Source organism: Nocardia carnea (assembly GCF_029869215.1).
Classification (GTDB): domain Bacteria; phylum Actinomycetota; class Actinomycetes; order Mycobacteriales; family Mycobacteriaceae; genus Nocardia; species Nocardia carnea_B.
Map to the genome: position 1 here is coordinate 1 of NZ_JARWPM010000378.1, position 22,986 is coordinate 22,986.

At 70.8% G+C, this 22,986-nt stretch carries 13 protein-coding genes; 7 read left to right on the top strand and 6 right to left on the bottom strand.

Features of this window, described 5'->3' with window-relative positions; genetic code table 11:
* Nucleotides 1-298 precede the first annotated feature (298 nt).
* Both QH276_RS27440 and QH276_RS27445 read right to left on the bottom strand, forming a co-directional pair.
* Entirely contained in the window at nucleotides 299-1,315 is a 1,017-nt protein-coding gene (locus QH276_RS27440; protein WP_280401533.1) for an Rv2578c family radical SAM protein, read from the bottom strand.
* Nucleotides 1,316-1,346: 31 nt separating this feature from the next.
* Complete coding sequence (locus QH276_RS27445) at nucleotides 1,347-2,348, bottom strand: NAD-dependent epimerase/dehydratase family protein (protein ID WP_280401534.1); 1,002 nt, start codon at nucleotides 2,346-2,348, stop codon at nucleotides 1,347-1,349.
* A gap of 197 nt (nucleotides 2,349-2,545) precedes the next feature.
* On the opposite strand from QH276_RS27445, the gene QH276_RS27450 reads away from it, so the two are divergent.
* The gene (locus tag QH276_RS27450; RefSeq protein ID WP_280401535.1) at nucleotides 2,546-2,863 is read left to right on the top strand and encodes a type VII secretion target; all 318 of its coding nucleotides are present in this window, start codon (nucleotides 2,546-2,548) and stop codon (nucleotides 2,861-2,863) included.
* Entirely contained in the window at nucleotides 2,860-4,467 is a 1,608-nt protein-coding gene (locus tag QH276_RS27455; RefSeq protein WP_280401536.1) for a hypothetical protein, read from the top strand. Before QH276_RS27450 ends, QH276_RS27455 begins: the two co-directional genes overlap by 4 nt.
* A 6-nt stretch (nucleotides 4,468-4,473) precedes the next feature.
* Here QH276_RS27455 and ypfJ read toward each other — a convergent pair whose 3' ends face one another.
* Entirely contained in the window at nucleotides 4,474-5,394 is a 921-nt protein-coding gene (ypfJ, locus tag QH276_RS27460) for a KPN_02809 family neutral zinc metallopeptidase (RefSeq protein WP_280401537.1), read from the bottom strand.
* A 150-nt stretch (nucleotides 5,395-5,544) separates the two neighbouring features.
* Here ypfJ and aspS point away from each other — a divergent pair, with 150 nt between their 5' ends.
* The gene (gene aspS / locus QH276_RS27465; RefSeq protein ID WP_280401538.1) at nucleotides 5,545-7,365 is read left to right on the top strand and encodes an aspartate--tRNA ligase; all 1,821 of its coding nucleotides are present in this window, start codon (nucleotides 5,545-5,547) and stop codon (nucleotides 7,363-7,365) included.
* Nucleotides 7,366-7,625: 260 nt separating this feature from the next.
* Here the strand turns inward: aspS and QH276_RS27470 are convergent, their stop codons facing one another.
* Together QH276_RS27470 and QH276_RS27475 are read right to left on the bottom strand one after the other, a co-directional pair.
* Complete coding sequence (locus QH276_RS27470) at nucleotides 7,626-8,837, bottom strand: lipase family protein (protein ID WP_280398460.1); 1,212 nt, start codon at nucleotides 8,835-8,837, stop codon at nucleotides 7,626-7,628.
* The gene (locus QH276_RS27475) at nucleotides 8,837-9,736 is read right to left on the bottom strand and encodes an SDR family NAD(P)-dependent oxidoreductase (protein WP_280398461.1); all 900 of its coding nucleotides are present in this window, start codon (nucleotides 9,734-9,736) and stop codon (nucleotides 8,837-8,839) included. The genes QH276_RS27470 and QH276_RS27475 overlap by 1 nt, the downstream gene beginning before the upstream one ends.
* Nucleotides 9,737-9,989: 253 nt before the next feature.
* Between QH276_RS27475 and QH276_RS27480 the strand changes: the two genes are divergently transcribed.
* The 4 genes from QH276_RS27480 to QH276_RS27495 are packed head-to-tail and all read left to right on the top strand — an operon-like array spanning nucleotide 9,990 to nucleotide 21,918.
* Nucleotides 9,990-16,481 carry a type I polyketide synthase gene (locus tag QH276_RS27480; protein ID WP_280398462.1) on the top strand — a complete coding sequence of 2,164 codons (6,492 nt, stop codon included), beginning with the start codon at nucleotides 9,990-9,992 and terminating at the stop codon, nucleotides 16,479-16,481.
* 12 nt (nucleotides 16,482-16,493) lie between these two features.
* The gene (locus QH276_RS27485) at nucleotides 16,494-19,616 is read left to right on the top strand and encodes a type I polyketide synthase (RefSeq protein ID WP_280406941.1); all 3,123 of its coding nucleotides are present in this window, start codon (nucleotides 16,494-16,496) and stop codon (nucleotides 19,614-19,616) included.
* A gap of 17 nt (nucleotides 19,617-19,633) precedes the next feature.
* Complete coding sequence (locus tag QH276_RS27490; protein WP_280399990.1) at nucleotides 19,634-20,605, top strand: ScbA/BarX family gamma-butyrolactone biosynthesis protein; 972 nt, start codon at nucleotides 19,634-19,636, stop codon at nucleotides 20,603-20,605.
* Nucleotides 20,602-21,918 (top strand): protoporphyrinogen/coproporphyrinogen oxidase, encoded by a 1,317-nt coding sequence (locus QH276_RS27495; protein WP_280399989.1) that lies wholly within the window; start codon nucleotides 20,602-20,604, stop codon nucleotides 21,916-21,918. Before QH276_RS27490 ends, QH276_RS27495 begins: the two co-directional genes overlap by 4 nt.
* A 12-nt stretch (nucleotides 21,919-21,930) precedes the next feature.
* Here the strand turns inward: QH276_RS27495 and QH276_RS27500 are convergent, their stop codons facing one another.
* Nucleotides 21,931-22,587, bottom strand: a complete 657-nt coding sequence (locus QH276_RS27500; protein WP_280406942.1) for a hypothetical protein — start codon at nucleotides 22,585-22,587, stop codon at nucleotides 21,931-21,933.
* Between the last annotated feature and the right edge of the window lie 399 nt (nucleotides 22,588-22,986).

Consider the following 22,986-nt stretch of genomic DNA (forward strand, 5'->3'; position numbering starts at 1 on the left):
GGCCTGTTTCGGCCGAGCGCGCCCGATCGGCCGAGTTCCGGGGGGCGCCCGCCCGGGGCGGGCAGGACCGGCCGGGGGGGGGGGGGGGGGGGGGTGGGGGGGGCCGCCCGGCCGGGGGGGGGGGGGCGCCCCCCCCCCCCGCGGGGGGCGGGGGGGCGGCGCCGGGCGGCGGCGGCGGGGCGCCCGGCGCGGAACTCGGCCGATCGGGCGCGCTCGGCCGAAACAGGCCCCTCAGGCGGACAGGCCCCTCGGGCGGACAGGCCCCCTCGGGCGGACAGGACCGTGGGCGAATGGGGACTCAGGCGAACAGTTCGAGCTGCGGCACGCCGGCCGGTTCGGGTGCGGGCGGGGTCTCGGGTAGCCGGGGCTCCTCGGCCAGTAGACCGTGTGCACGCAACAGCGGATCGACCCGCTCCCGGAGCCACGTCGCGTATTCGGGGGCCACGGTCGCTCCCCGCCGGTAGAGCTGCCGGTAGCGGCGCAGCAGTGCCGGATGGGTTTCGGCGAGCCAGCCCAGGAACCAGCCGCGGGTACTGCCGCGCAGATGCAGAGGCAGGACCACCGCCGAGGTGGCCCCGGCGGCGGCGAGTTCGCCGAACAGGTCGTCGAGCTGGGCCCGGCCGTCGGTGAGATACGGGATCACCGGCGCCACCATCACATTCACCGCGAAACCGGCGTCACCGCAGGCGCGCACAAGGTCCAGGCGGGCGCGGGGCGTGGGTGTGCCGGGTTCCAGGCCACGCTGCAGTTCCGGATCCAGCAGCGCCAGCGAGATACCGATATGCACCGGCACTTCGCGGGCGGCCAGGCTCAGCAGTGGCAGATCCCGGTGCAGCAGAGAGCCTTTGGTCAGGATCGAGAACGGTGTCCCGGAATCGGTGAGGGCCCGGATGATTCCGGGCATCAGCCGGTACCGGCCCTCGGCACGCTGATAGGGGTCGGTATTGGTGCCGAGTGCCACCCGCTCCCGATGCCAGGAGCGGCGGGTGAGTTCGCGGCGCAGCACCGCCGCGATATTCGTTTTCACGACGATCTGGGTATCGAAATCCGTGCCGGCGTCGAGCTCGAGGTATTCGTGCGACCCGCGCGCGAAACAGTAGCGGCAGGCGTGCGAACAGCCGCGCATCGGATTGATCGTCCACCGGAACGGGAGATTCGATTCGTCGGGAACCTTGTTGAGGGCGCTCTTACACAGGACTTCGTGAAAAGTGATGCCCTCGAACTCGGGAGTCTGTACGGTGCGGGCGAATCCGGCCCGGCCGAGGCCGGGCAGTGCGCCGTCGTCGGCGTCCAGGGTCTGGTTCTGCCACCGCACGCGACCAGTCGAACACGCGTTCTAACTGCTGTCAAGCGGCCGGCGTGAAATCCGGGAGCGGGGCGTGCGGATCGGCGAAGAACGCGACCAGATCGCGCACGGTGTCGTCGATGGGGCGCGGCCGGTAGCCGAGTTCCCGGGTCGCCTTGCCGTGATCGACCAGCGGTGCCGAGATCAGCGCACCGAGGGCCGCCTTGGAGACGATATCGGTGCCCAGGCGTTTCCCGATCGGCTCCATGACCGGGATGAGCCCGGAGACGAGTTTCGGGGAGATGGAGAAGCGGGGGCCCTTCTTCCCGCCGTGCCGGGCGGCCATCCGGCACAGTTCCAGCATGGAGATCATCTCGCCGCCGAGCAGATAGTTCTCCCCGGTGCGACCGTGCGCACCGGCGAGGATCAGACCGCGCGCCACATCGCGCACGTCGACCAGGTCGAATCCGCCGTCGATCATGGCGGGGATCCGCCCGCGGGCGGCATCGCGCAGGGAGCGATTGATCCGCGACAGCGGGGTCCCGTGGTCGGCCGGGCCGAACACGCCGGTGGGGTTGCAGATCACGGCGTCCAGGCCGGCCTCGATCACCTTGCGGAGTTCGATCTCCCCGGTCCATTTCGACCGGTCGTAGACCGGCAGGCCGGCCTCGGTGGACCGCGAGGTGGTTTCGTCGATACTGCCGCCGCAGCTGTACTGATCGAAGGCGTGGATCGAACTGGCGTGCACGAACCGGCGGACACCGGCCGCGCGGGCGGCCTCGGCGACCACCCGGACGCCCTCGGTGTTCACTCGCCAGGCGAGATCGTTGCGGTCCGCGAGGGTGATCACCGCGACCAGGTGGTAGACGATCTCGGCGCCGTCGAGCGCGGCGCGCATGGCGGCCGGGTCCAGGACGTCGGCGCTGACCCAGGTGATGTTCGCCGCGCCGGCCTGCTGGGGTGCCACCCGGTCGATGGCGATGATCTCGTCGCCGCGCTCGGCGAGCAGCGGGAGCAGATTCGTACCGAGGTAGCCGGCTGCGCCGGTCACTGCGACCTTCATGCGGATGAGAATATAGAACTTGTTCTAATTTGCAACCTGTTCTAGTTTTGCCGGTCGAGCACGGTCTCGTGCGTGACCGGCGGGGTGGGCTATATTCGGGCGGCAACCATTTGGTGCCGCAGGGGTGCGTGTCGTTGCGGTACACGAGAAGTTCACGCGGTGGCCATGATGTTCATGACGAATCAGGGGGGAGCCCGATGAGTAATACCTCGGTGGAAACGGCAGCGTTGCGGGCATTCGGTACCACCAATGCCGGGATCGGCACCGAGATCGCGGGGGTGGCCAATATCGACGCGCTGCGCAATGTCGCCGCGCTGACACCGGTTTTCGGGTTGATCGGTGCCGACTATCTGGCCATGTTCGCCGCCGCCCAGGTCCTGCAGACGCGTGATATCAACGATCTCGCCGCCAAGTACCAGCATCTGTCCCAGGCCGCGTTCTCCTCGGCGCTGAACTACGACCTCACCGACGACGGCACCGCCGGTGCGCTCGGGGCCGCCGGGGGTGCGCTGTGAAACCGCTCGACACCACCGCCGGTTCCACGGGCCTGATCGCCCCCGAGTTGCAGCAGGCGGTACCGGACGCGCCCGCCGGCCTGCCGGCCACCGCTGCCCCCGCGGTCGCGCCGGACCCGCGAGCGGCGATCCAGGACGTTCCGCTGGGTCAGCTACCCGAGGGCGAAACGCCGGTCGAGTCCCCGGAATTCGTGCTGGCGCAGAAGGTTTCCGAGGATGCGCCCGCCACCACCGGGTTGCCCGCCGGACTGCCGGGGTTGTCCGGGCTCACCGGTGACACGCCGCAGGCGCAGGACATCCTGGCCGGTGCCGCCGAAGACATTTCCGACCAGGCGAACCAGGTCCTGGGTGTCGTGAACCAGGGGGCGGCCCCGGCCGTCGAAGCCGCCCAGGGATTGCTCGGCCAGGCGGCGGCAGCAGCGGGAGTGGGCGCACCGGCGGGCGCGCCCGCGGCCGGGGCGCCCGCCGCGGCGGCCCCGGCACTGCCCTCCGATCCGGTGGGCGCTCTGCTCGGCGGTGCCGCGCTACCGGCACTGCCGGGTATCGATGTCCTGTTCGCGCCGATCCGCGATCTGCTGAGCAGTTTCGGGACCGGGGTCATGGGCGCGCTGGATCCGACCGCCATCCTGAGCCAGGCGTCCCAGGTGATCGAGGTGGCGATGGGGGTGGGCAAGAGCAGCCTCTCCGCCATGGGCCAGTCGTGGGAGAGCCCGGCCGCGCAGACCGCCCAGACCGCCGGGCAGGAAGCCAACAACACCGGTCTGCAGACCAGCCAGCGGGGATTCGATATCTCGGCGATGACGCAGGCCGCGGCCGCAGTGGTACAGCAGGGCAATGCGCAGCTCACCTCCATCGCCGCCTCGTTCCTCACTCAGGCGACGGCACTCGCGCCGGTGGTCATGACCCCGCCCGCGCAGACCGCGCTCATCGCCTCGGCCACCGAACATCTGGGCCAGGCCGTGACGGTCACCAACATCACCCGTGGTGATCTCGCCGGCAAGACCGCGGAATTGAGCGGTGTGGTGCAGCAGATGCTCGGGGTGGACGGCCAGCAGGCCGCTCAGGCCGCGCAGCAGGTGGCGCAGAGTGTCGGCGAACCGATCTTGCAGCAGGCGCAGAGCCTCGCCTCGGATCCGTCGAGCCTGGAATCCGTGCTCGGCTCGACCACCGGCGATCCGGCGTCGACCACAGCGGCTGGACTGAGTACCGGCAGTCCCGGCACGCCGGGTAGTCCCGGTATGCCGAGCGGCAGCCCGGGATTGTCGACCGGTGCGCCGGGCGGTACGCCGGGTATCCCCGCCTCCCCGTCGGTACCGGGGGTGCCGGGGGCGACCACCCCGCCGCTGACCAACGTGATGCGGCCGGGCGCGCTGCCCACCGGTATGGCTCCCGCCGCCACCAGCCCCGCGTCCAGCGGCTTCATGGGTGGTGCGCCGGGCGCGGCCGGGCAGCGCAACAACGAGGAGGAACACGGCCGCACGGTCGAGTCGTATCGCAGCGCCACCGGTAACGACGATCTCACCGGTCCGCTCGGCGAATCGGCACCGGAAGTGATCGGTGCGGTGGATTCGGACGAGGACGCCGGCTACGACAGCCAGTTCTGACCGTTCTCAGCGCATACCGTCCGGGTTGTCGAGATCGTTCGCGGAATAGGTGTCGCAGGATCGCACCGCGCCGGTGTGGTATCCGGCGAGGAACCATTTCTGCCGCTGTTCGCCCGCGCCGTGCGTCCACGCCTCCGGGTTCACCCGGCCGTGGGCGGCCTGCTGGATCCGGTCGTCGCCCACCGCGGCGGCGGCCGAGAGCGCATCCCGGATATCGGCGTCGTCGAGCGGTTGCAGTAGCGGTGTGTTCGACCCGGGGGCGGGTGTCCGGTCGGCGTAGTGCGCCCAGATGCCGGCATAGCAATCGGCCTGCAGTTCGGTGCGCACCGCCGCGGATTGCGGGCCCTGCGGATCCTGCTGGGCGCGGCCGATATCACCGAGCAAGGTCTGGATATGGTGGCCGAACTCGTGCGCCACGACGTACTCCTGCGCCAGCGGCCCGCCGGCGGCGCCGAACCGGTCCACGAGCTCCTGGAAGAATCCGACGTCGAAGTAGGCCGTCCGATCGGCGGGACAGTAGAAGGGGCCGACCTCGCTGGTGGCGTACCCGCAGCCGGTGGCGACCGAGCCGGTGAACAGATCCAGCCCGGGCGGCGTGTAGTCGACCCCGGTCTGGTTCGGTAATTGTTCTGCCCACACCGCGTCCAGGCTCTGCGCGGTGAGCACCACCCGGCAGTCCACATAGGTGTTCGCGTCGGCGCCGGTACGGCAGTGCGCGGGGGTGCCGGCCGCGACCTCGGCCTGCCCCAGCTCCTGGGCGCCGGTGAACTGGCCGAGTACCGACCCTGGGTCCCCGCCCATCAACAGGGCGATCACCAGGACTATCAGCCCGCCGGCGCCACCGCCGAGGGCGAGTTTGCCGCCGCGGCCCGGGCCGCCGGAGGAAGCGCGGCCTGGGTCGATCTGCGCACCGTCGTCGAAGGTCATGCGGGCATCCCGTCCGAGAACGTCGTTGCTGAGACTTCGCTCGCCTGCACTCGCAATATATCCGTTTCAGGCTGCTCGGCGGGGCACACTACGATGGCAACCGCATCCGGTGGCCGTCCCCGGTGTGTTCCGAACGTCGAAAGGAATCCCGTGCTGCGCACCCACTTGGCCGGTTCGTTGCGAAGTGAACAGGCCGGTCAGACCGTGACCCTCTCCGGTTGGGTGGCGCGGCGGCGAGACCACGGTGGCGTGATCTTCATCGATCTCCGCGATGCCTCCGGTGTCGCGCAGGCGGTGTTCCGGGAGGGTCCGGCGGCCGAGCAGGCGCATCGGCTGCGGGCCGAATACTGCGTGCGGGTCGTCGGTGTGGTGGAGCAGCGGCCCGAGGGTAACGAGAACCCCGAACTGCCGACCGGCGCCGTCGAGGTGGACGTCAAGGAACTCGAGGTGCTCAACGAGAGCGCCCCGCTGCCGTTCCAGCTCGACGAGCAGCCCGGCGAAGAGGCCCGGCTCCGGTACCGCTACCTCGACCTGCGCCGCGAGGTTCCGGCGCACGCCATCCGGTTGCGGTCGAAGGTGAACGCCGCGGCCCGTGCGGTCCTCGCCCGGCACGAATTCGTCGAGGTGGAAACGCCCACGCTCACCCGGTCGACCCCCGAGGGCGCCCGCGACTTCCTCGTACCGGCGCGGCTGCAGCCCGGGAACTTCTACGCGTTGCCGCAGAGCCCGCAGCTGTTCAAACAGCTGCTCATGGTGGGCGGTATCGAACGGTACTTCCAGATCGCGCGCTGCTACCGCGACGAGGACTTCCGGGCCGACCGCCAGCCCGAGTTCACCCAGCTCGACCTCGAGATGAGCTTCGTCCGCCAGGAGGATGTGATCCTGCTGGCCGAGGACATCCTGGTGGCGCTGTGGGAACTCATCGGCTACCGGATCCCGACTCCGATCCCGCATATGACCTATGCCGAGGCGATGCGACGGTTCGGCAGCGATAAACCGGACCTGCGCTTCGGCGTGGAGATCACCGAATGCACCGAATACTTCGCCGAAACACCGTTCCGGGTGTTCCAGGCGCCGTATGTCGGCGCGGTGGTCATGCCCGGTGGCGCGAACCAGCCGCGGCGCCAGCTCGACGCCTGGCAGGACTGGGCCAAACAGCGCGGCGCGAAGGGCTTGGCGTACGTGCTGATCGGCGAGGACGGCACGCTGGGCGGCCCCGTCGCCAAGAACCTCAGCGAGGCCGAACGCGCGGGGCTGGCGGCCCATGTGGGCGCCGAGCCGGGCGACTGTGTGTTCTTCGCGGCCGGCCCCGCCAAGGCGCAGCGGGCGCTGCTCGGCGCGGCGCGGTCGGAGATCGCGCAGCGGGCCGGATTGATCGACGAGAACGCGTGGTCGTTCGTGTGGATCGTCGACGCCCCGCTGTTCGAACCCGCCGCCGATGCCACCGCCAGCGGCGATGTGGCGCTGGGGCATTCCTCGTGGACCGCGGTGCACCACGCGTTCACCTCGCCCAAACCGGAATCGATGGACACCTTCGACACCGATCCGGGTTCCGCCCTCGCCTACGCCTACGACATCGTCTGCAACGGCAACGAGATCGGCGGCGGCAGTATCCGTATCCACCGCAAGGAAGTGCAGGAACGAGTCTTCAAGGTGATGGGGATCAGCGAGGCCGAGGCGCAGGAGAAGTTCGGGTTCCTGCTGGACGCCTTCGCGTTCGGGGCGCCGCCGCACGGTGGTATCGCCTTCGGCTGGGACCGGATCACCGCCCTGCTCGCCGGGCTGGACTCGATCCGGGAGGTCATCGCCTTCCCCAAGACGGGCGGCGGCGTGGACCCGCTCACCGATGCTCCCGCGCCCATCACGGCGCAGCAGCGCAAAGAAGCCGGCCTGGACGCCCGGCCCGGCAAGTCGGCGGCCGAGACCAACGGCGCCTCCGGGGCGGCCGTCACCGAGGCCGGCGCCAAGTAGGGCCGGAAGCCTTTACGCGACCCGGTGCGCATGCCGGGTCGGTCGGCGCGGGGCGCGCCGAATGTCCTCCGAGAGGTTGTTCGCGGCTCCCACCAGCGTCTATAACGCCCGGTGGCCGGCGTCGAACGTTCTCGCGGCGGCTGTTTGCCGATCACCCCGAGTGGCGCCCGACCGCCGGCGACGCAGCCGAAGACGTGTTGTCGGGGAGTCCGCTCGCCACGGTCCGTGGCGTCCCGAATGGCCGGGTCGCCACGGGGCGGTCAGCAGTTGCTGGGGGCCGGTTCGCCGCGGAAGCGGGCGTCGAGCCAGTTCACGGCCGACGGGAAGCCGAGGACGGCGGTGGCCAGATGGTCGGGGCTCGGATAGAGCTCGGACCAGACGCGGACGCCGGCGGCGCAGTATCGGCGGTTGGTGCGGTCGACCGAATCGATGGGAATCAGCGGGTCGGTCGGGGTATGCCATTCGAAAATCGGCGCGGCCGGGATGCCGGGGAAGTATTCGAGACTGTTCTCCGCACTGACCTCCCACACCCGCGGATCGTCGATGAGCGAGACCGACCTCGCGAGTTCGCGGGCGCTGCGCATGGCGCCGAGCGCGATGAGTTCGTAGGTGCAGGCATCCGTCATCGCGTCTCGGATTCGGCGGCCCTCGTCGTTGAGCTGGTCGCTGATGGGCAGGCGTTCGGGGTATTCGCGTTCCAGACCCAGGGCGGCGGCCATCGCCAGGCCGAACATGGGATGGGGGTTCAGGCCCAGGCCGCGCGCCATCGCGCTGATATTCGCCGGGACCCCGCCGGCCGCCGCACCGGCCAGGCGCAGCTCGGGGGCGTAGGACGGGGCCAGGGCCGCGGCCCACGCCGTCGCCATCCCGCCACCGGAGTAGCCGAGCATGGCGACCGGGCTGTCGGCCAACCCGAGCCGGGGGAGTCGCTGGGCGGCCCGGATACCGTCCAGGGTGATCTGGCCGCCGAGCCTGGCCGCACCGTAGGCGGCGGTGGGGCCGAGATGGTCGGGGAGGGCGACGCTCCACCCGCGCAGCAGCATGGCGTTGATCAGCGGAACGGCGCGATACAGCAGATTCGGGTCGTAGTCGTAGAGCCCGTGCGATACCGCGCAACCGGTGCCCAGACCATTGATGATGTGCTGATACGACAGCAGCGGCGCGCCCGGCCGGTGTCCGGCCGGGGTCAGGACCGTGGTCGTGGCGGCGATCGGATCGCCCTGGGAATCGCTGGACCGGAATTTGAGCAGGGTCACCGTCGCGGTGGGGAAGTACGGTAGCGGCGGCTGATCGCGCGCCGCGAGGACCTCGCCGGGCGGGGTGGCCCCTATATCGGGCGGGGTGGCGTAGAAGGGGTCGGGGTCGGGGGCCGGGTAGACCGGCTGGGCCACCGCCCCGGGCGTGCCCGTGAGCGCCGCGCCGACCGCGATGACCAGTGCCCCGAGGAGGCGTCGGTGTCGTCCCGATCTCATCACGGTGTTTCCGCGGTGGTCGGGGCGGCGGGGTAGCGCAGCCCGGTGGCGTGCTCGGAGGCTTCCCAGAGCAGGCGCCGTAGGACCGGATCGCGGGACAGCGCGCTCGACGGTGCGGCGGCCACGGGGCCGCGGGTGTTGAACAGGCGAGTGGGGCCCCAGTAGGTTCCCGGGTCGGCGTCCGGTGCGGTCGCGGCGAACAGCAGCGCGTGCGCGGCCTGCTCCCGCGTCTGCCCGACCAACCGGATCGCCGGTTCCGCGATCCGGTCCACCGGGGTGCCGGTACGAGCCACCAGCCCGGTGGGTGAGATACCGGGGTGTACCGCGTAGGAACGCACGGTGGAACCGGATTCGGCGAGCCGGTGCTGCAATTCCCGGGCAAACAGCAATGTGGCGAGTTTCGACTGTGCGTACGCGCCCGATCTGGAATATCGGCGGCGCACATAATTCAAGTCGTCGATGCGAAGTGTGCGTAGCCACGTATGGGAAATACTGGAAACCGATACCACGCGATCGCGGATACGGTCCAGCAGCAAGGTGGTCAGCGCGAAATGCCCGAGATGATTGACGCCGAATTGCATTTCGAAACCGTCCTGCGTCCGGGCGAACGGAACGTTCATCAACGCCGCATTGTTGATCAGCACATCGAATTCGGGGCAGCGCCGCGCGAACCGCCGGGTCGATCCGAGATCGGCGAGATCCAGCGGTTCGAACACCACACTGCCGGAATACCGTCCCGCCGCGGCGAGCGCTCGTTCGCCGTCCCGGCCGGCCATGACCACGGTGGCGCCGCGGGCGGCGAGTTCACGGGTCACGACGGTGCCGAGACCGCCGTAGGCGCCGGTCACCACTATTGTGCGGCCATGTTGATCCGGAATATCCGCCGGCATCCACATCATGGCGCCCGACAGTAAGCCAGTCGATCACGGCCGGGCAACGCGTCCGGGCGAAGCCACAGCGGTACTTATTCCGGTTTGTTGCCGATCCCAAACCCGCTGTGAGCGAACAATTTTCTGCAACTGCTGTCCTAATCTGACACGGTCGGTGCGGTACTTGCTCAGCACTCGCTGAAGAAAAACGAACTTCGGTGATCATGCCTATCGTGTCGTTGCCGATCGCGTCGAAACCAGTTGCTGCAGGAGATTTGTGCCGATGGCGAACGAGAACGAGCTGCGCGCCTATATGAAAAAGGCGATCCGGGAACTGCAGAACACCCGGGATCGGCTGGCGGAAGTGGAGTCACGGGCGCACGAGCCGATCGCGATCGTCGGAATGGCCTGCCGCTATCCCGGTGGAATCGAAACGCCCGCGCAATTGTGGCGGGCCGCGGCCGGCGGGGAGGATCTGGTCTCCACGTGGCCCACGGACCGGGGCTGGGATTCCGAGGGGCTCTACGACGCGGAACCCGGTGTCGCGGGCAAGACCTATGTGCGGTCGGGCGGGTTTCTCGGCGGGGCAACGCAATTCGACGCGGGCTTCTTCGGTATCGGGCCGCGGGAGGCGCTGGCCATGGACCCGCAGCAGCGGCTGATGCTGGAAACGAGCTGGGAGGCGTTCGAGAGCGCCGGAATCGACCCGGCGGGTGTGCGCGGTAGCGATACCGGGGTTTTCGTGGGCATGATGACCGACGGGCAGACGCCGGCGCACACCACCGCGCACGGCGACCGGCACGGTGTCCTGCCGTTCCTGATGACCGGGCAGGCGGCGAGTATCGCCTCGGGGCGGATCGCCTACACGCTCGGGCTGGAAGGACCGGCCGTCACCGTCGATACCGCCTGTTCGTCGTCCCTGGTCGCGGTGCATCAGGCCGTTCGTTCCCTGCGGACCGGCGAATGTTCGCTGGCCCTGGCCGGCGGGGTGACCGTGATGGCCGCGCCGTCGGCGTTCATCGCCTTCTGCGCGCAGCGGGCGCTGGCGCCCGACGGCCGCTGTAAATCGTTCGCGGCGGCCGCCGACGGCACCGCCTGGGGCGAAGGCGCCGGGATGCTGCTGCTCGAACGGTTGTCGGAGGCGCGGCGCCGCGGCCATCCGGTGCTCGGGCTGGTTCGCGGTACCGCGGTGAACTCCGACGGCGCCTCCAACGGACTCACCGCACCCAACGGGTTGTCGCAGCAGCGGGTGATCCGCGCCGCACTGGCCGACGGCGGCCTGACTCCCGCCGAGGTGGATGTGGTGGAGGCGCACGGCACCGGCACCACACTGGGCGATCCCATCGAAGCGCAGGCCCTGCTGGCGACCTACGGCGCGGACCGCGGCGATGCCGAACCGCTGCTGCTCGGGTCGATCAAATCGAATATGGGCCATACACAGGCGGCCGCCGGGGTGGGCGGCCTGATCAAAATGGTGCAGGCGATCCGGCACGATCTGGTACCGCCGACTCTGCACGTCGACGAGCCGTCCCCGCATGTGGATTGGTCGGCGGGCGCGGTGCGGCTGGTCACCGAGGCGCGGGCCTGGCCGGCAACGGGCCGCCCGAAGCGCGCGGGGGTTTCCTCGTTCGGGATCAGCGGAACCAACGCGCACGTCGTCGTCGAACAGGCGCCGCCGATCGAAGCGGTGCACGACCGACCGGTGCGCCCCGCGCCGGCGGTGACCCCGTGGGTGCTGACCGCGAAAACCGGCACCGCGTTGGCCGCGCAGGCGCGGCGGATACGGGATGCGCTCGCCGATACCGAGGCCCGCCCGGTGGACGTGGGTATATCGCTGGCGAGTACCCGGGCCCGGTTCGAGCACCGCGCGGTGGTCCTCGGCCGGGATCGCACCGAGCTGACCGCGGGCCTCACCGCACTGGCGGAGGGCCAGCGCTCACCGCGGGTGGTGCGAGGGCGGGCAACCGGCCAGGCGACGACCGTGGCCATGTTCCCCGGGCAGGGGGCACAGCGAGCCGGGATGGGCAGCGATCTCTACGCCGCGTTCCCGGTGTACCGCACGGCATTCGACGAGATGTGCGAGGCGTTCACCGGCCTGCTGGACCACTCCCTGCGTGATGTGGTCCTCGGCACCGCCGCGGACGCCGCGAATCTGCTGGATCGCACCGAGTACACCCAGCCCGCCCTGTTCGCGGCCGAGGTCGCGATGTACCGGCTGGCCGAATCCTGGGGCCTGCGACCCGATTACCTGATGGGGCATTCGATCGGCGAGATCACCGCGGCCTACCTGAGCGGAATCTGGTCCACCGCCGACGCCTGCACTCTCGTCGCCGCGCGCGGACGGCTCATGCAGTCGCTGCCACCCGGCGGTGCGATGGTATCGGTGGCCGCCGGGCTCGACACGGTGACCGGTCCGGTGGCGGAATTCGGGGATGCGCTGAGCGTGGCGGCGATCAACGGCCCCCGATCCATCGTGCTCTCCGGCGACAGCGCGGCGATCACCGCGCTGATCGGCAAACTGGAATCCGACGGCATCACCGCGACCCGGCTGCGGGTGGGGCACGCCTTCCATTCGGTGCTGATGGAGCCGATCCTGGACGATTTCGCACAGGTCTGCCGGGGCCTGACCTATCGGGCCGGTGCTATCCCGGTGATCTCGGCGCTGACCGGTGCGCTCGCCGATCCGGTCGAGCTGGGCACCCCGGAGTACTGGGTGGCGCATCTGCGCGAACCCGTCCGCTATCTGGACGCGGTGCGCTGGGCCCACGACACGCACGAGGCCCTGTGTTTCGTCGAGGTGGGCCCGGGCACGGCCTTGTCGACCATGGCCGCGGGCGGGGCGCCCGAGGACCATGCGGTCCCGGTGGGTATTGCCGCACTGGCCCGACCGGGGGATGTGGGAGCGTTCGCGTTCGCCGCCGGGATGGCCACGGCGTTCGCCGGTGGCGCGGCGGTGGAGCCGGCGGCCATGTTCGCCGGTACGGGCGCGCGCCGGATCGAGCTACCCACCTATGCCTTCCAGCGTGACCGGTACTGGCTGGACCCGGACGCCGCCGCGGATGTCCGCACGGCCGGATTGGACGAGGCGGATCATCCGCTGCTCGGCGCCGCGATCAGCCGGGCCGACGACGGCGGGGTGCTGCTCACCGGACAGCTGTCACTCCGTGGTCAGCCGTGGCTGGCCGGCCACCGGATCGGCGGTGCGGTCCTGCTGCCCGCCACCGCGTTCGTCGAATTGGTCTGCTGTGCTGCCGGATTCGTGGATACGCCGGATATCGCCGAACTGGTGCTGGAGGCGCCGTTGATCGTGCCGGACGCCGGCGCGATCGCAGTGCAGGTGAGCGTGGGCGCACCCGGAGATGCGGGGGAGCGGACCGTGGCTGTGTATTCCCGGCCGCAGCAGGACGAGACGGCCGTGGATTGGACCTGCCATGCCCGTGGCGGCCTGATCGCGACCCTGCCGCCGCGGCCGGACGACGGGTTCGCGGTATGGCCGCCGCCCGGTGCGCAGGCAGTGCCGACCGAGGACGCCTACGCGACGATGGCCGCCGCGGGCTATGAATACGGGCCGGAATTCCAGGGTCTCGGGGCGGTCTGGCGCTGCGGCGCGGACATCGCGGCGGACGTGGAATTACCCGAACCGGTGCGCGGGGACGCCGATCGGTTCGGGTTGCATCCGGCGCTGCTGGACGCTGCCCTGCACGCGCTGATCGTCGCCGGAACGGCCGGGGTGAGCGGCGGCGGCCGGATCCGGCTGCCCTTCGCCTGGGAAGGGGTGTCACTGCGTGCGGTCGGCGCGACGGCGTTGCGCGTGCGGCTGGAACCGCAGGGTCCGGACCGGGTGGCACTGGCGGTCGCCGATCTGTCCGGGAAGGTCGTCGCGACAGTGGATGCCCTGGTCATGCGGGAGGTACCGCTCACGGCGTCGGGCGCTGCCGACCCGGTGCGCGGCGTGTCGATGTTCGAGCTGACCTGGGTGCCGGCGCCCCGGCCGGGCACCGGCACCCCGCCGGACCTGACGGCGGGCCGGTGGGTGGAGCCGGATGCGGATCCGGATGGTCTCGCGCCGGCGGAATATGTTCTGCGCGGTAACGCGTTCCGGGTCCTGAACCTGACCGATACTCGCGGTGCGGCCGACCCGGTGCCGGAACGGCTCACGGCGCTGCTGGCCCGGATACGGGAACTGCCGGCCGATGCCGATCCCCGGCCACTGATCGTGGTGACCAGCGGTGCGGTCGCCGTGCACGGTGGCGAGGACGTACCCGATCCGACCGCGGCCGCGGCCTGGGGGATGTTGCGGAGCGCGCAGACCGAGCATCCGGGCCGGCTGCTCGTGATCGATACCGACGGGGATCACCGCGCGGCGGTGGCCGCGGCCGCGGCGGCGTTCGGCGAAGGCCAACTGGCGATGCGGCGGGGCGAGCTGTTCGTACCGCGGCTGGCGCGTTCCGGGGGCGACACCGTGGGCGGTGCCGCCCTGGCCGCGAGCCACTCCTGGCAGCTCGGGACCCGCGGCCGGGGCACACTCGACGGCGACAACATGGTCCTGGTACCCGCTTCCGAACCGGAACCGCTGGCCCCGGGCCAGGTACGGATCGCGCTGCGCGCGGCCGGTATCAACTTCCGGGACGTGCTGATCGTGCTGGGGATGTACCCGATTCCGGATACGCCGGTGGGCGGTGAGGGCGCGGGCGTGATCGTCGAGGTCGGTTCCGCGGTCACCGATTTGGCCGTGGGCGATGCGGTGATGGGCATTTTCACCGGTGTCTCGGCGACGGTCGTCGCCGACCGGCGGACCGTGGTCGGCATACCGCCTGGCTGGACGTTCGAGCAGGCGGCCGCCGTGCCCATCGTGTTCGCCACCGCCTACTACGCTCTCGTCGACCTGGCCCAGGCGCGTGCGGGGGAGTCGTTGCTGATTCATGCCGCCACCGGCGGTGTCGGGTCCGCGGCGGTGCAACTGGCACGGCACCTCGGGCTCGAACTGTACGTCACCGCGAGCCCGGGTAAATGGGAAGTACTGCGCGCGCTGGGGTTCGCCGACGAGCGGATCGGCGATACGCGGACGGTCGAGTTCGCCGCGAAGTTCCGGGAGGTGACGGCCGGGCGCGGCGTCGATATCGTGCTCGATTCGCTGGCCGGCGACAAAGTGGACGCGTCGCTGGGATTGCTGCCGCGGGGCGGCCGGTTCATCGAGATGGGCCTGACCGATCTGCGCGACCCCGCGACGGTGGCGGCGGAACACCCCGGTGTCGTCTACCGCAACTTCCTGCTCATGGACGCCGGCCCCGACCGGTTGCGGGAGATACTGGGCGAACTGCGCACGTTGTTCGACACCGGCGCGCTGCGCCCGGTACCGGTCACGGCCTGGGATGTGCGCCGGGCACCGGCGGCGTTCCGGCAGCTGAGCCAGGCCCGTCATATCGGCAAATACGTGCTGACCGTGCCCGCCCCACTGGACACCGCGGGAACGGTGCTGGTGACCGGCGGCACCGGCGGATTGGGTGCACTCCTGGCCCGGCATCTGGTGGCCGAACGCGATATCCGCAACCTCGTCCTGGTCAGCCGGCGCGGGCCCGAGGCGCCCGGCGCCGGGGAACTGGCCGCCGAACTCGCCGCGCTCGGCGCGACGGTCGACGTAGTGGCCTGTGATCTCGCCGATCGCGACGCCGTCGACGAGCTGATCGCGCGGATTCACCCCGCCCACCCGCTGACCGGTGTCGTGCACGCGGCCGGCATCGTCGACGACGCCCTGCTCGCCGAACAGAGCACCGAACGATTCCACCGGGTCTGGCGGGCGAAGGCCGCCGCGGCCTGGCATCTGCACGAAGCCACCCGGCATCTGCCGCTGACCATGTTCGTGCTGTATTCCTCGGTGGCCGGCCTGCTGGGCTCGCCGGGGCAGGCCAACTACGCCGCGGCGAACTGTTTCCTGGACGGCCTCGCCCAGCACCGCGCCGCCCGGGGCCTGCCCGCACTGTCGCTGGCCTGGGGTCTGTGGGCCCGGGCCACCGGGATCACCGGGCATCTCAGCGACCGGGATCGCGGCCGGATGCGCCGCGACGGCCTGACTCCACTGGCCGACGACGAGGGGCTCGCCCTGTTCGATAGGGCTTGTCACAGCGGCAGTGCCACCATGACTCCCGCCCGCCTCGACCTCGACGCGCTGCGCGGGCTGGGTGATCCCGCCGAACTGCCGCCCGTGTTGCGCGGTCTGCTGCAGGGCAGGCGCCGCGCCGCCGACTCCGGTGGCGCGGAGGCCGCCACCCTGACCGCGCGGCTGGCCGGCCTCGACCCGGCCGAACAGGAACGTATCGTGCTGGGCGTGATCCGCTCGCATGCCGCCGCGGTGCTGGGTCACGACTCCCGCGACGGGGTACCGGCCGATACCGCGTTCACCGAGCTCGGTTTCGATTCGCTGGGCGCGGTCGAATTCCGCAACCGCCTGAAATCGGCCACCGGGGTGCAGTTGCCGACCACCGTGGTTTTCGACTACCCCAACGCGACCAAACTGGCCCGCTACCTCCGCGACGAGATCGCGCCCGTGCACAACCCCGCCGACGAGATCGCCGGTCGGGTCACGGCATTGGCCGCCAGCTGCGCGGCCGCGGAGCTGGAACCGGGCCAGGTGACCGAGATCGTGGACCGGCTCGGTGACCTGATGCGCACGCTGCGCGGCACCGCGGGCGGCAGCGCGGTCGACGATATCGACACCGCGGACGACGACGCCCTGTTCGGACTGATCGATCAGGTCCGTCCGGCGGGCCTGGGCTGACGGGGGCGCGAGATGGCCGGCGAAGCAGAACTGCGCGAATACCTCAAACGCGCCGCCCGCACCCTGCACGACACCCGGCAGCGCCTCGACGACCTCGAGTACCGGCTGCGTGAACCCCTCGCGATCGTGGGTACGGCCTGCCGGTATCCCGGCGGCATCGACTCGCCGGAGCTGCTGTGGGAAGCGTTGGTACAGGGTCGCGACCTGATCGGTGAACTTCCGCGGGACCGGGGCTGGGACCTCGACGGACTCTACGATCCCGACCCGGACAAATTCGCGAAATCCTATGTGCGCGAGGGCGGTTTCCTGGAAGCGGCCGGTGCGTTCGACGCCGGTTTCTTCGGGATCGGCCCGCTCGAGGCCGAGGCCATGGATCCGCAGCAGCGGCTGCTGCTCGAGGTCGCGTGGGAAGCCGTCGAACGGGGCCGGATCGATCCGGCGACCCTGCGCGACACCCCGACCGGGGTTTTCGTCGGACTCAGCGAACAGGGGTACGGCTTCGGGAGTGCCCGTAGCTGGGAAGGCGCGGAAACGTACTACTTCACCGGGAACGCGGCGGCAATGGCGGCCGGACGGATCTCCTATCTGCTCGGTCTGCAGGGGCCCGCGGTCACCGTCGACACCGCGTGCTCCTCCTCGCTGGTCGCGCTGCACCAGGCCGCGCAGGCGTTACGGCTGGGGGAATGCACGCTCGCGCTGGCCGGCGGTGCCGCCGTGCTGGCGACCCCGGCACCGTTCGCGCTGTTCTCCCGGCAGCGCGCCCTCGCACCGGACGGCCGGTGCAAGTCCTACGCCGCCGGTGCCGACGGGACAGCGTGGGGCGAGGGCGCCGGACTCGTCCTCCTCGAACGGCTTTCGGACGCGGTGGCCAATGGACATCCGGTGCTCGCGCTGCTCCGCGGTTCGGCCGTGAACGCCGACGGCGCGTCCAACGGGCTCACCGCACCGAACGGTATCGCGCAGCAGCGGGTCATCCGGGCGGCGCTGGCCGCGGCCGGGCTGAGCACCGGCGACGTCGATGTCGTGGAGGGCCACGGCACCGGCACGGTGCTCGGCGATCCCGTTGAGGCGCAGGCGCTGCTCACGGTGTTCGGCGGCCACCGGGATCCGGCGCGGCCACTACTCCTGGGCTCGGTGAAATCGAATATGGGTCATACTCAGGCCGCCGCCGGGGTCGCGGGGGTCCTCAAGATCGTCGAAGCCATCCGGCGCGGGACGGTCCCGGCTACGCTGCACGTCGACCGGCCGACCCCGCACGCCGAATGGGAAACCGCAGGGGTCCGGCTCGCCACCGAGGCGCAGCCGTGGCCGGGAGCGGACCGGCCCCGGCGGGCCGGGGTGTCGTCGTTCGGGATCAGCGGCACCAATGCCCATATCGTGCTCGAACAGGCACCCGCCGAACCACCCGGCTCCGCGCCGGTAGCCGATCCGCCCGGGACAGCGACGTGGATCCTGTCCGCCAAATCGCCGGTCGCGCTGCGGGCCCAGGCGTCGCGGCTGGCACGCTGGTGCGCGGCCGGTGATCCGGCCGATATCGGGTATTCGCTGGCGACCACCCGCACGCAGTTCGAGCATCGGGCGGTTGTCGTGGCCGGGGAGACGAGCGAACTCGTGGCGGGGCTCGCCGCCCTCGCCGCGGGCGACCGCTCGGCCGCGGTGCTCACCGGGCGGAGCCGGCCGGGCGGGCGCACCGCGCTGCTGCTCTCGGGCCAGGGCAGTCAACGCCCGGGGACCGGGCGAGTGCTGTACCGGGCCCACCCGGTTTTCCGCGCCGCGTTCGACGAGATCTGTGCCCTGTTCACCGGGTATCTCGATTGCCCGCTCGCCGATATCGTGTTCGACTCCGCGTCCGGCCGGCTCGACCGGACCGATTACGCGCAGGCCGCACTGTTCGCGATCGAAGTGGCGCTGTACCGGCTGCTCGAATCATGGGGGATACGACCGGATCAACTGGTCGGGCATTCCGTCGGCGAATTGGCGGCGGCGCATATCGCCGGCGTGCTCGCACTGCCGGACGCGGTGGCCGTGGTCGCCGCGCGGGGCCGGCTGATGCGGGAGCTGCCGCCGGGCGCCATGGTCTCGATTCGGGCCTCCCGCGACGAGGTCGCGGACAGCCTGGTGGGGTGGGAAGGCCGGCTGTCGATCGCGGCGTGTAACGGACCGAACGCGACCGTGGTCAGTGGTGACCCCGCGGCGATCGGCGATATCGCCCGGAGCTGGCGATCCCGGGGCCGCCGCGTCACCCGGCTCGCCACCGATCGAGCGTTCCATTCCCCGCATATCGACGCTGTCGCCGACGAGTTCGGCCGGGCGATCGCCGGGATCCGGTTCGGGGAACCGGTGATACCGATTCTGTCCACGGTGACCGGCGCCCGGGCGGAACCGGGGCTGATGGGAACCCCGGACTATTGGGTCCGGCAATTGCGTGCACCGGTACTGTTCCACGACTGCCTGGCCGCGTCGGCGGATTCGGGGGTCACCGTATTCCTCGAAGCCGGACCGGCGGATGTGCTGTCGGCCATGGTCTACGAGACGGTGACCGGTCCCGACACCGTCGCCGTGCCCGTGCTGAGACCCGGACGGGACGAGGCGGATTCGGTGAGCCGGGCCGTGGCCACCGCGTGGGCGCACGGGGCGGCGGTCGAGTGGCCGGCGTACTACGCGGGCCGGCGCGCCCGTGCTGTCGACCTGCCGACCTACGCGTTCCAGCGGCGGGTGTACTGGGCCCGGACCGATCGCACGGTACTCACGGAACTGATCGGCGCCGAGGGCGCCGAACTGGCTGTGGGCTCGCCGCCACCGGAGCACAAGGAGCCGGGCGGCGAGCCGGTGACAGCACCGCCGGTGGATGTGACCGGTATCGCCGAGGATGCGCGCCCGGACTTCACCCGGCAGCTGGTGCTGTCCCGGATCCGGGAAATCCTGGTCGACCTCACCGACGACGATATCGATCTCGACGCCACCCTCCTCGAGATCGGGCTCACCTCGCTGTCGGCGCTGGAACTGCGCAGCCGGCTCAACAGTGCCGCGGGGACGGCGATCTCGCTGGAAGACCTCTTCCTCCATCCGACCCCGCGCGCGCTGGCGGCGCTGCTGGCCGACCGGCTCTGGCCGGCCGCGACCGCCGGCGTATGAACCCGAAGGCCCAGGAGATGACCGAAACCCCCACGCGGGCGCCGACGCTCGCCTTCGACCAGGCCGTACCGCGTGCGCTGGCGCATCGCCGCGCGGTCGCCGAGGTCTTCGTCACCGATACCGCGGTCGCGGGCGACGGCGATTACCTTGCCGCCGTGCAGATTCCGCGCGCACATTCGCTGTGGTCCGATCGCATGCTGCCCTGCCACGATCCGTTGTCCGTGGTGGAGGCGGTGCGGCAGTCGTTGCTCGTGATCGGCCAGCGGTATCTGCGGGTGCCCGCCGACGCGCCCGCCAGCCTGCAGCGGATGGGATTCGCGGTCGAAGACCTGAGTGCGCTCCGGGACGACGAACGCACACCTCTCGAGGGCGTCGTACGCATCCGCTCCGCTCAGGACCCCGCCACGTCCGGCTACTACCAGAACGTTTCGTTCGAGGCACAGGTCGTGATCGCCGGGGTACCGGCAATGACGCTGGCGGGCGGCGGAATCGCCTTCCCGCGGGACGCCTACGACGAACTCCGCACCCTCCAGCAGCGTTCGGCCGCCGCCACGTCGGCACCGCCGCCGGAACCGATCGACCCCGAATCGGTCGGCCGCCGGGACCCGCGCAATATCGTGCTCGGCACGGCCGGCGACCGGCTCGTGGTACGGGTCGATCAACGACATCCCAGTTTCTTCGACCATCCCTACGACCATGTCCCGGGCCCCCTGCTGCTCGAGGCGTTCCGGCAGGCCGCACTGCTGACCGGCACCCGGTCCGGGCTGCTGGCGGACCCCTTCGCCGCGGTGACCGGCCTGCGCGCCGAATTCCGCGAGTTCGCCGAACTCGACGGCGCGCTCACGTGCACGGCCGAACCCGAGCCCGATTCGGAACCGGGTTTCGTCATCGTGCGCGCCACCCTGCACCAGTACGGAAAACAGGTCGCCACCGGCACCGTCGAATTGACGGCCCGGCCGGCGGACCACGAGACGACAGGATATCGATGAGCACGCGCGAACCCACCCGCACCGGCCGCAGATTCGCGGTGGTGGGCGGTGGTATCTCCGGTATCGCCGCCGCCCACCGCCTGCACCGGGCCGGACACGAGGTGGAACTCGTCGAGGCCGATCACGTACTCGGCGGGCGAATGGGCTTCGACAGCCTCGGCGACCGCGCGATCATGATGGGCGGGAAGAACATCGGCCGCCGCTACACCCGATTACGGGCCTTCGTCGACGAATCCGGCGGCGCGGAGTACGAACCATTCGGGATCAACAGTTCGCAGGTCGTCGACGGAACCGTGCGCACACTGGACGATCCGGGCGTGATCGGGCTGGTCCGGTATCTGCTCTCGGTGGGCCGGCGCCCGGATATCGCGCGGATGCTGTTCTACGGCGCCCAGGTGAAACTGGCCGAACGCAACCGCTACCTCGGCGCTCCGTTCTTCGCCCGCACCGCGTCGGCGCGTGACCACGAACCGATCACCCGGTACTTCGGCTCCCGGCTGTGCGCCGGTGTGCTGCGGCCGATGACCCTGCGGCTCAACGCCGCCGAACCCGGCGAGATCTACCTCGGCACCTTCGGTGTCCACCTCGGGATGGTGCTGGACCGCTACGACCAGCTGGTCCACGGTTTCCAGCCGATCGTCGAGGCACTGGCCCGCAAGATCACCGTGCGGCTGGGCACCGAGGCCATCCGGGTGGTCCGTCAGGAGAACCGGGTGACCGGATTGGAGCTCGCACACGGACCGGGCGCCACCACCCTGCGCGATTACGACGGCGTCGTGCTCGCCACACCGGCGGCCGCCGCGGCCCGGATCCTGGCCGACGATCTGCCCGAGGCGAGTGCGCTGCTGCGTGAAGTCGCCTACTTCCCGTCGACGGTGGCCGTGGTGGAATACGACCGGGAGATCTTCGGCACCCGGATCCGCTCGCTGGCGTTCGACTCCGGCCCGTGCAGCGCCGCCGGTGTCTACGGGATCGCCGACCGTCACCTCGTCCGCTACACCTTCAGTGGTGCGGCCGCCAGGCCGGTCCCTTCCGAGGCGACCCTGGCCGAATGGATCGATACCGCCGAAAAACAGGTCTGCCGCCTGCTCGGTACCGCGCCGGCGCAGCGCCTGCGGATCCGCACCCGCAGCTGGCCCGCCGCGCACTGCGCCTACGTTCCCGATCACGGCCGGTTCCTGCGCCGTCTCGGCACCCATATCGCGGCGGTGCCGGGCCTGGAACTGGCCGGCGACTACCAGCGCGGGGCCCAGCTCGAGGCGTGCTACCGCTCCGGTGCCGAGGCCGCCGCGCGGCTCACGGAAACGGACTGAGTGCGCGGGTCCTCACGGCGCCGCGATGGGACCGCCGGTGAGGGTGCGATACGCGTAGGTGACCGCGAGCACGGCCACCGGCCCGGCCATCAGCAACCCGAATCCACAGGCGAGCAGGCCCAGGGCGGTCACCACGGCGACGGTGAGGACCAGTAGCGACACCCGGACCGGATCCCGCAGCGCCAGAACGAAGCTGGACCTGATCGCCTGTACCGGTGCCATCCCCTGGTCCAGCGCGAAATGCAGCGAGAACATACAACCGGCGCCCACCAGGATCCCGGGGATCAGGCACAGAGCCGAGGCGAGGGTGGTCGCCAGGAAGGCCAGCAGCGCGGTCAGGAACGCGTTGCTCAAATTGCCGATATAGAAGTAGGAGCCGAAACCCGGCCGGTAGCCGTCGGTTTCGTAGAGCGCGCCGCGGACGAGCGCGGCCTGCAGCACCCACAGCCCGGCCATGACGGCGGCGAACAGCACCAGCAGCGCGAATACCGACCGCGGTTCGGTGATCCGTACCACCAGATAGAACAGCAGATAGATGATGAAGCCGAGTGAGGTCACCGCCACCCAGGGGCCCGGGTTCGAGCGGAACTTCTCGAAGCCGTAGCTGATCGCATGGCCGATATCGAGATGGCCGGGGATCCCGGTGCCGACGGCTTGGTAGCCGTACACCGGTGCTTCCGGCGGGGTCGCCTCCGGCGTGGGCCCGCTACCCGGCGGGCCGTAGACCGGTCGACCGGCGGACGAATCCGGGACGGTACCGCCCGGCGGGGCCTGCGACGCGCCCGGCGGGGGCCCGGCGGCGGGGGATACCGGGTCGTCGGTGACCGTGCGGGCCGACGGGTCGGTGCCGGCCGTCCCCCCGGTGGCGGCCGGCTTTCCCGGGGCCGCGGGGGGGGCGGGCCTTCCCGGGGCGGGGGGGGGCGCCGCACCCCGATCCGTGGACCACACCGCCCGGGAAATCGGCCGTCCGCGGGGTATCGCCGGCCGCCTCGGCGCCGGCGGGCGGGCGGGTTTCGCCGGAGGTGGATCGTGCACCTGCCGCGTCCGGAGCGCCGGGGGAATCGGGGG

What these genes read in the sequence shown, in the direction of transcription:
- QH276_RS27495 (WP_280399989.1), top strand. Translation starts at nt 20,602, where the DNA reads ATGAGCACGCGCGAACCCACCCGCACCGGCCGCAGATTCGCGGTGGTG.
- QH276_RS27445 (WP_280401534.1), bottom strand. Translation starts at nt 2,348, where the DNA reads ATGAAGGTCGCAGTGACCGGCGCAGCCGGCTACCTCGGTACGAATCTG.
- QH276_RS27475 (WP_280398461.1), bottom strand. Translation starts at nt 9,736, where the DNA reads ATGATGTGGATGCCGGCGGATATTCCGGATCAACATGGCCGCACAATA.
- QH276_RS27490 (WP_280399990.1), top strand. Translation starts at nt 19,634, where the DNA reads ATGACCGAAACCCCCACGCGGGCGCCGACGCTCGCCTTCGACCAGGCC.
- QH276_RS27485 (WP_280406941.1), top strand. Translation starts at nt 16,494, where the DNA reads ATGGCCGGCGAAGCAGAACTGCGCGAATACCTCAAACGCGCCGCCCGC.
- ypfJ (WP_280401537.1), bottom strand. Translation starts at nt 5,394, where the DNA reads ATGACCTTCGACGACGGTGCGCAGATCGACCCAGGCCGCGCTTCCTCC.
- QH276_RS27480 (WP_280398462.1), top strand. Translation starts at nt 9,990, where the DNA reads ATGGCGAACGAGAACGAGCTGCGCGCCTATATGAAAAAGGCGATCCGG.
- QH276_RS27470 (WP_280398460.1), bottom strand. Translation starts at nt 8,837, where the DNA reads ATGAGATCGGGACGACACCGACGCCTCCTCGGGGCACTGGTCATCGCG.
- QH276_RS27450 (WP_280401535.1), top strand. Translation starts at nt 2,546, where the DNA reads ATGAGTAATACCTCGGTGGAAACGGCAGCGTTGCGGGCATTCGGTACC.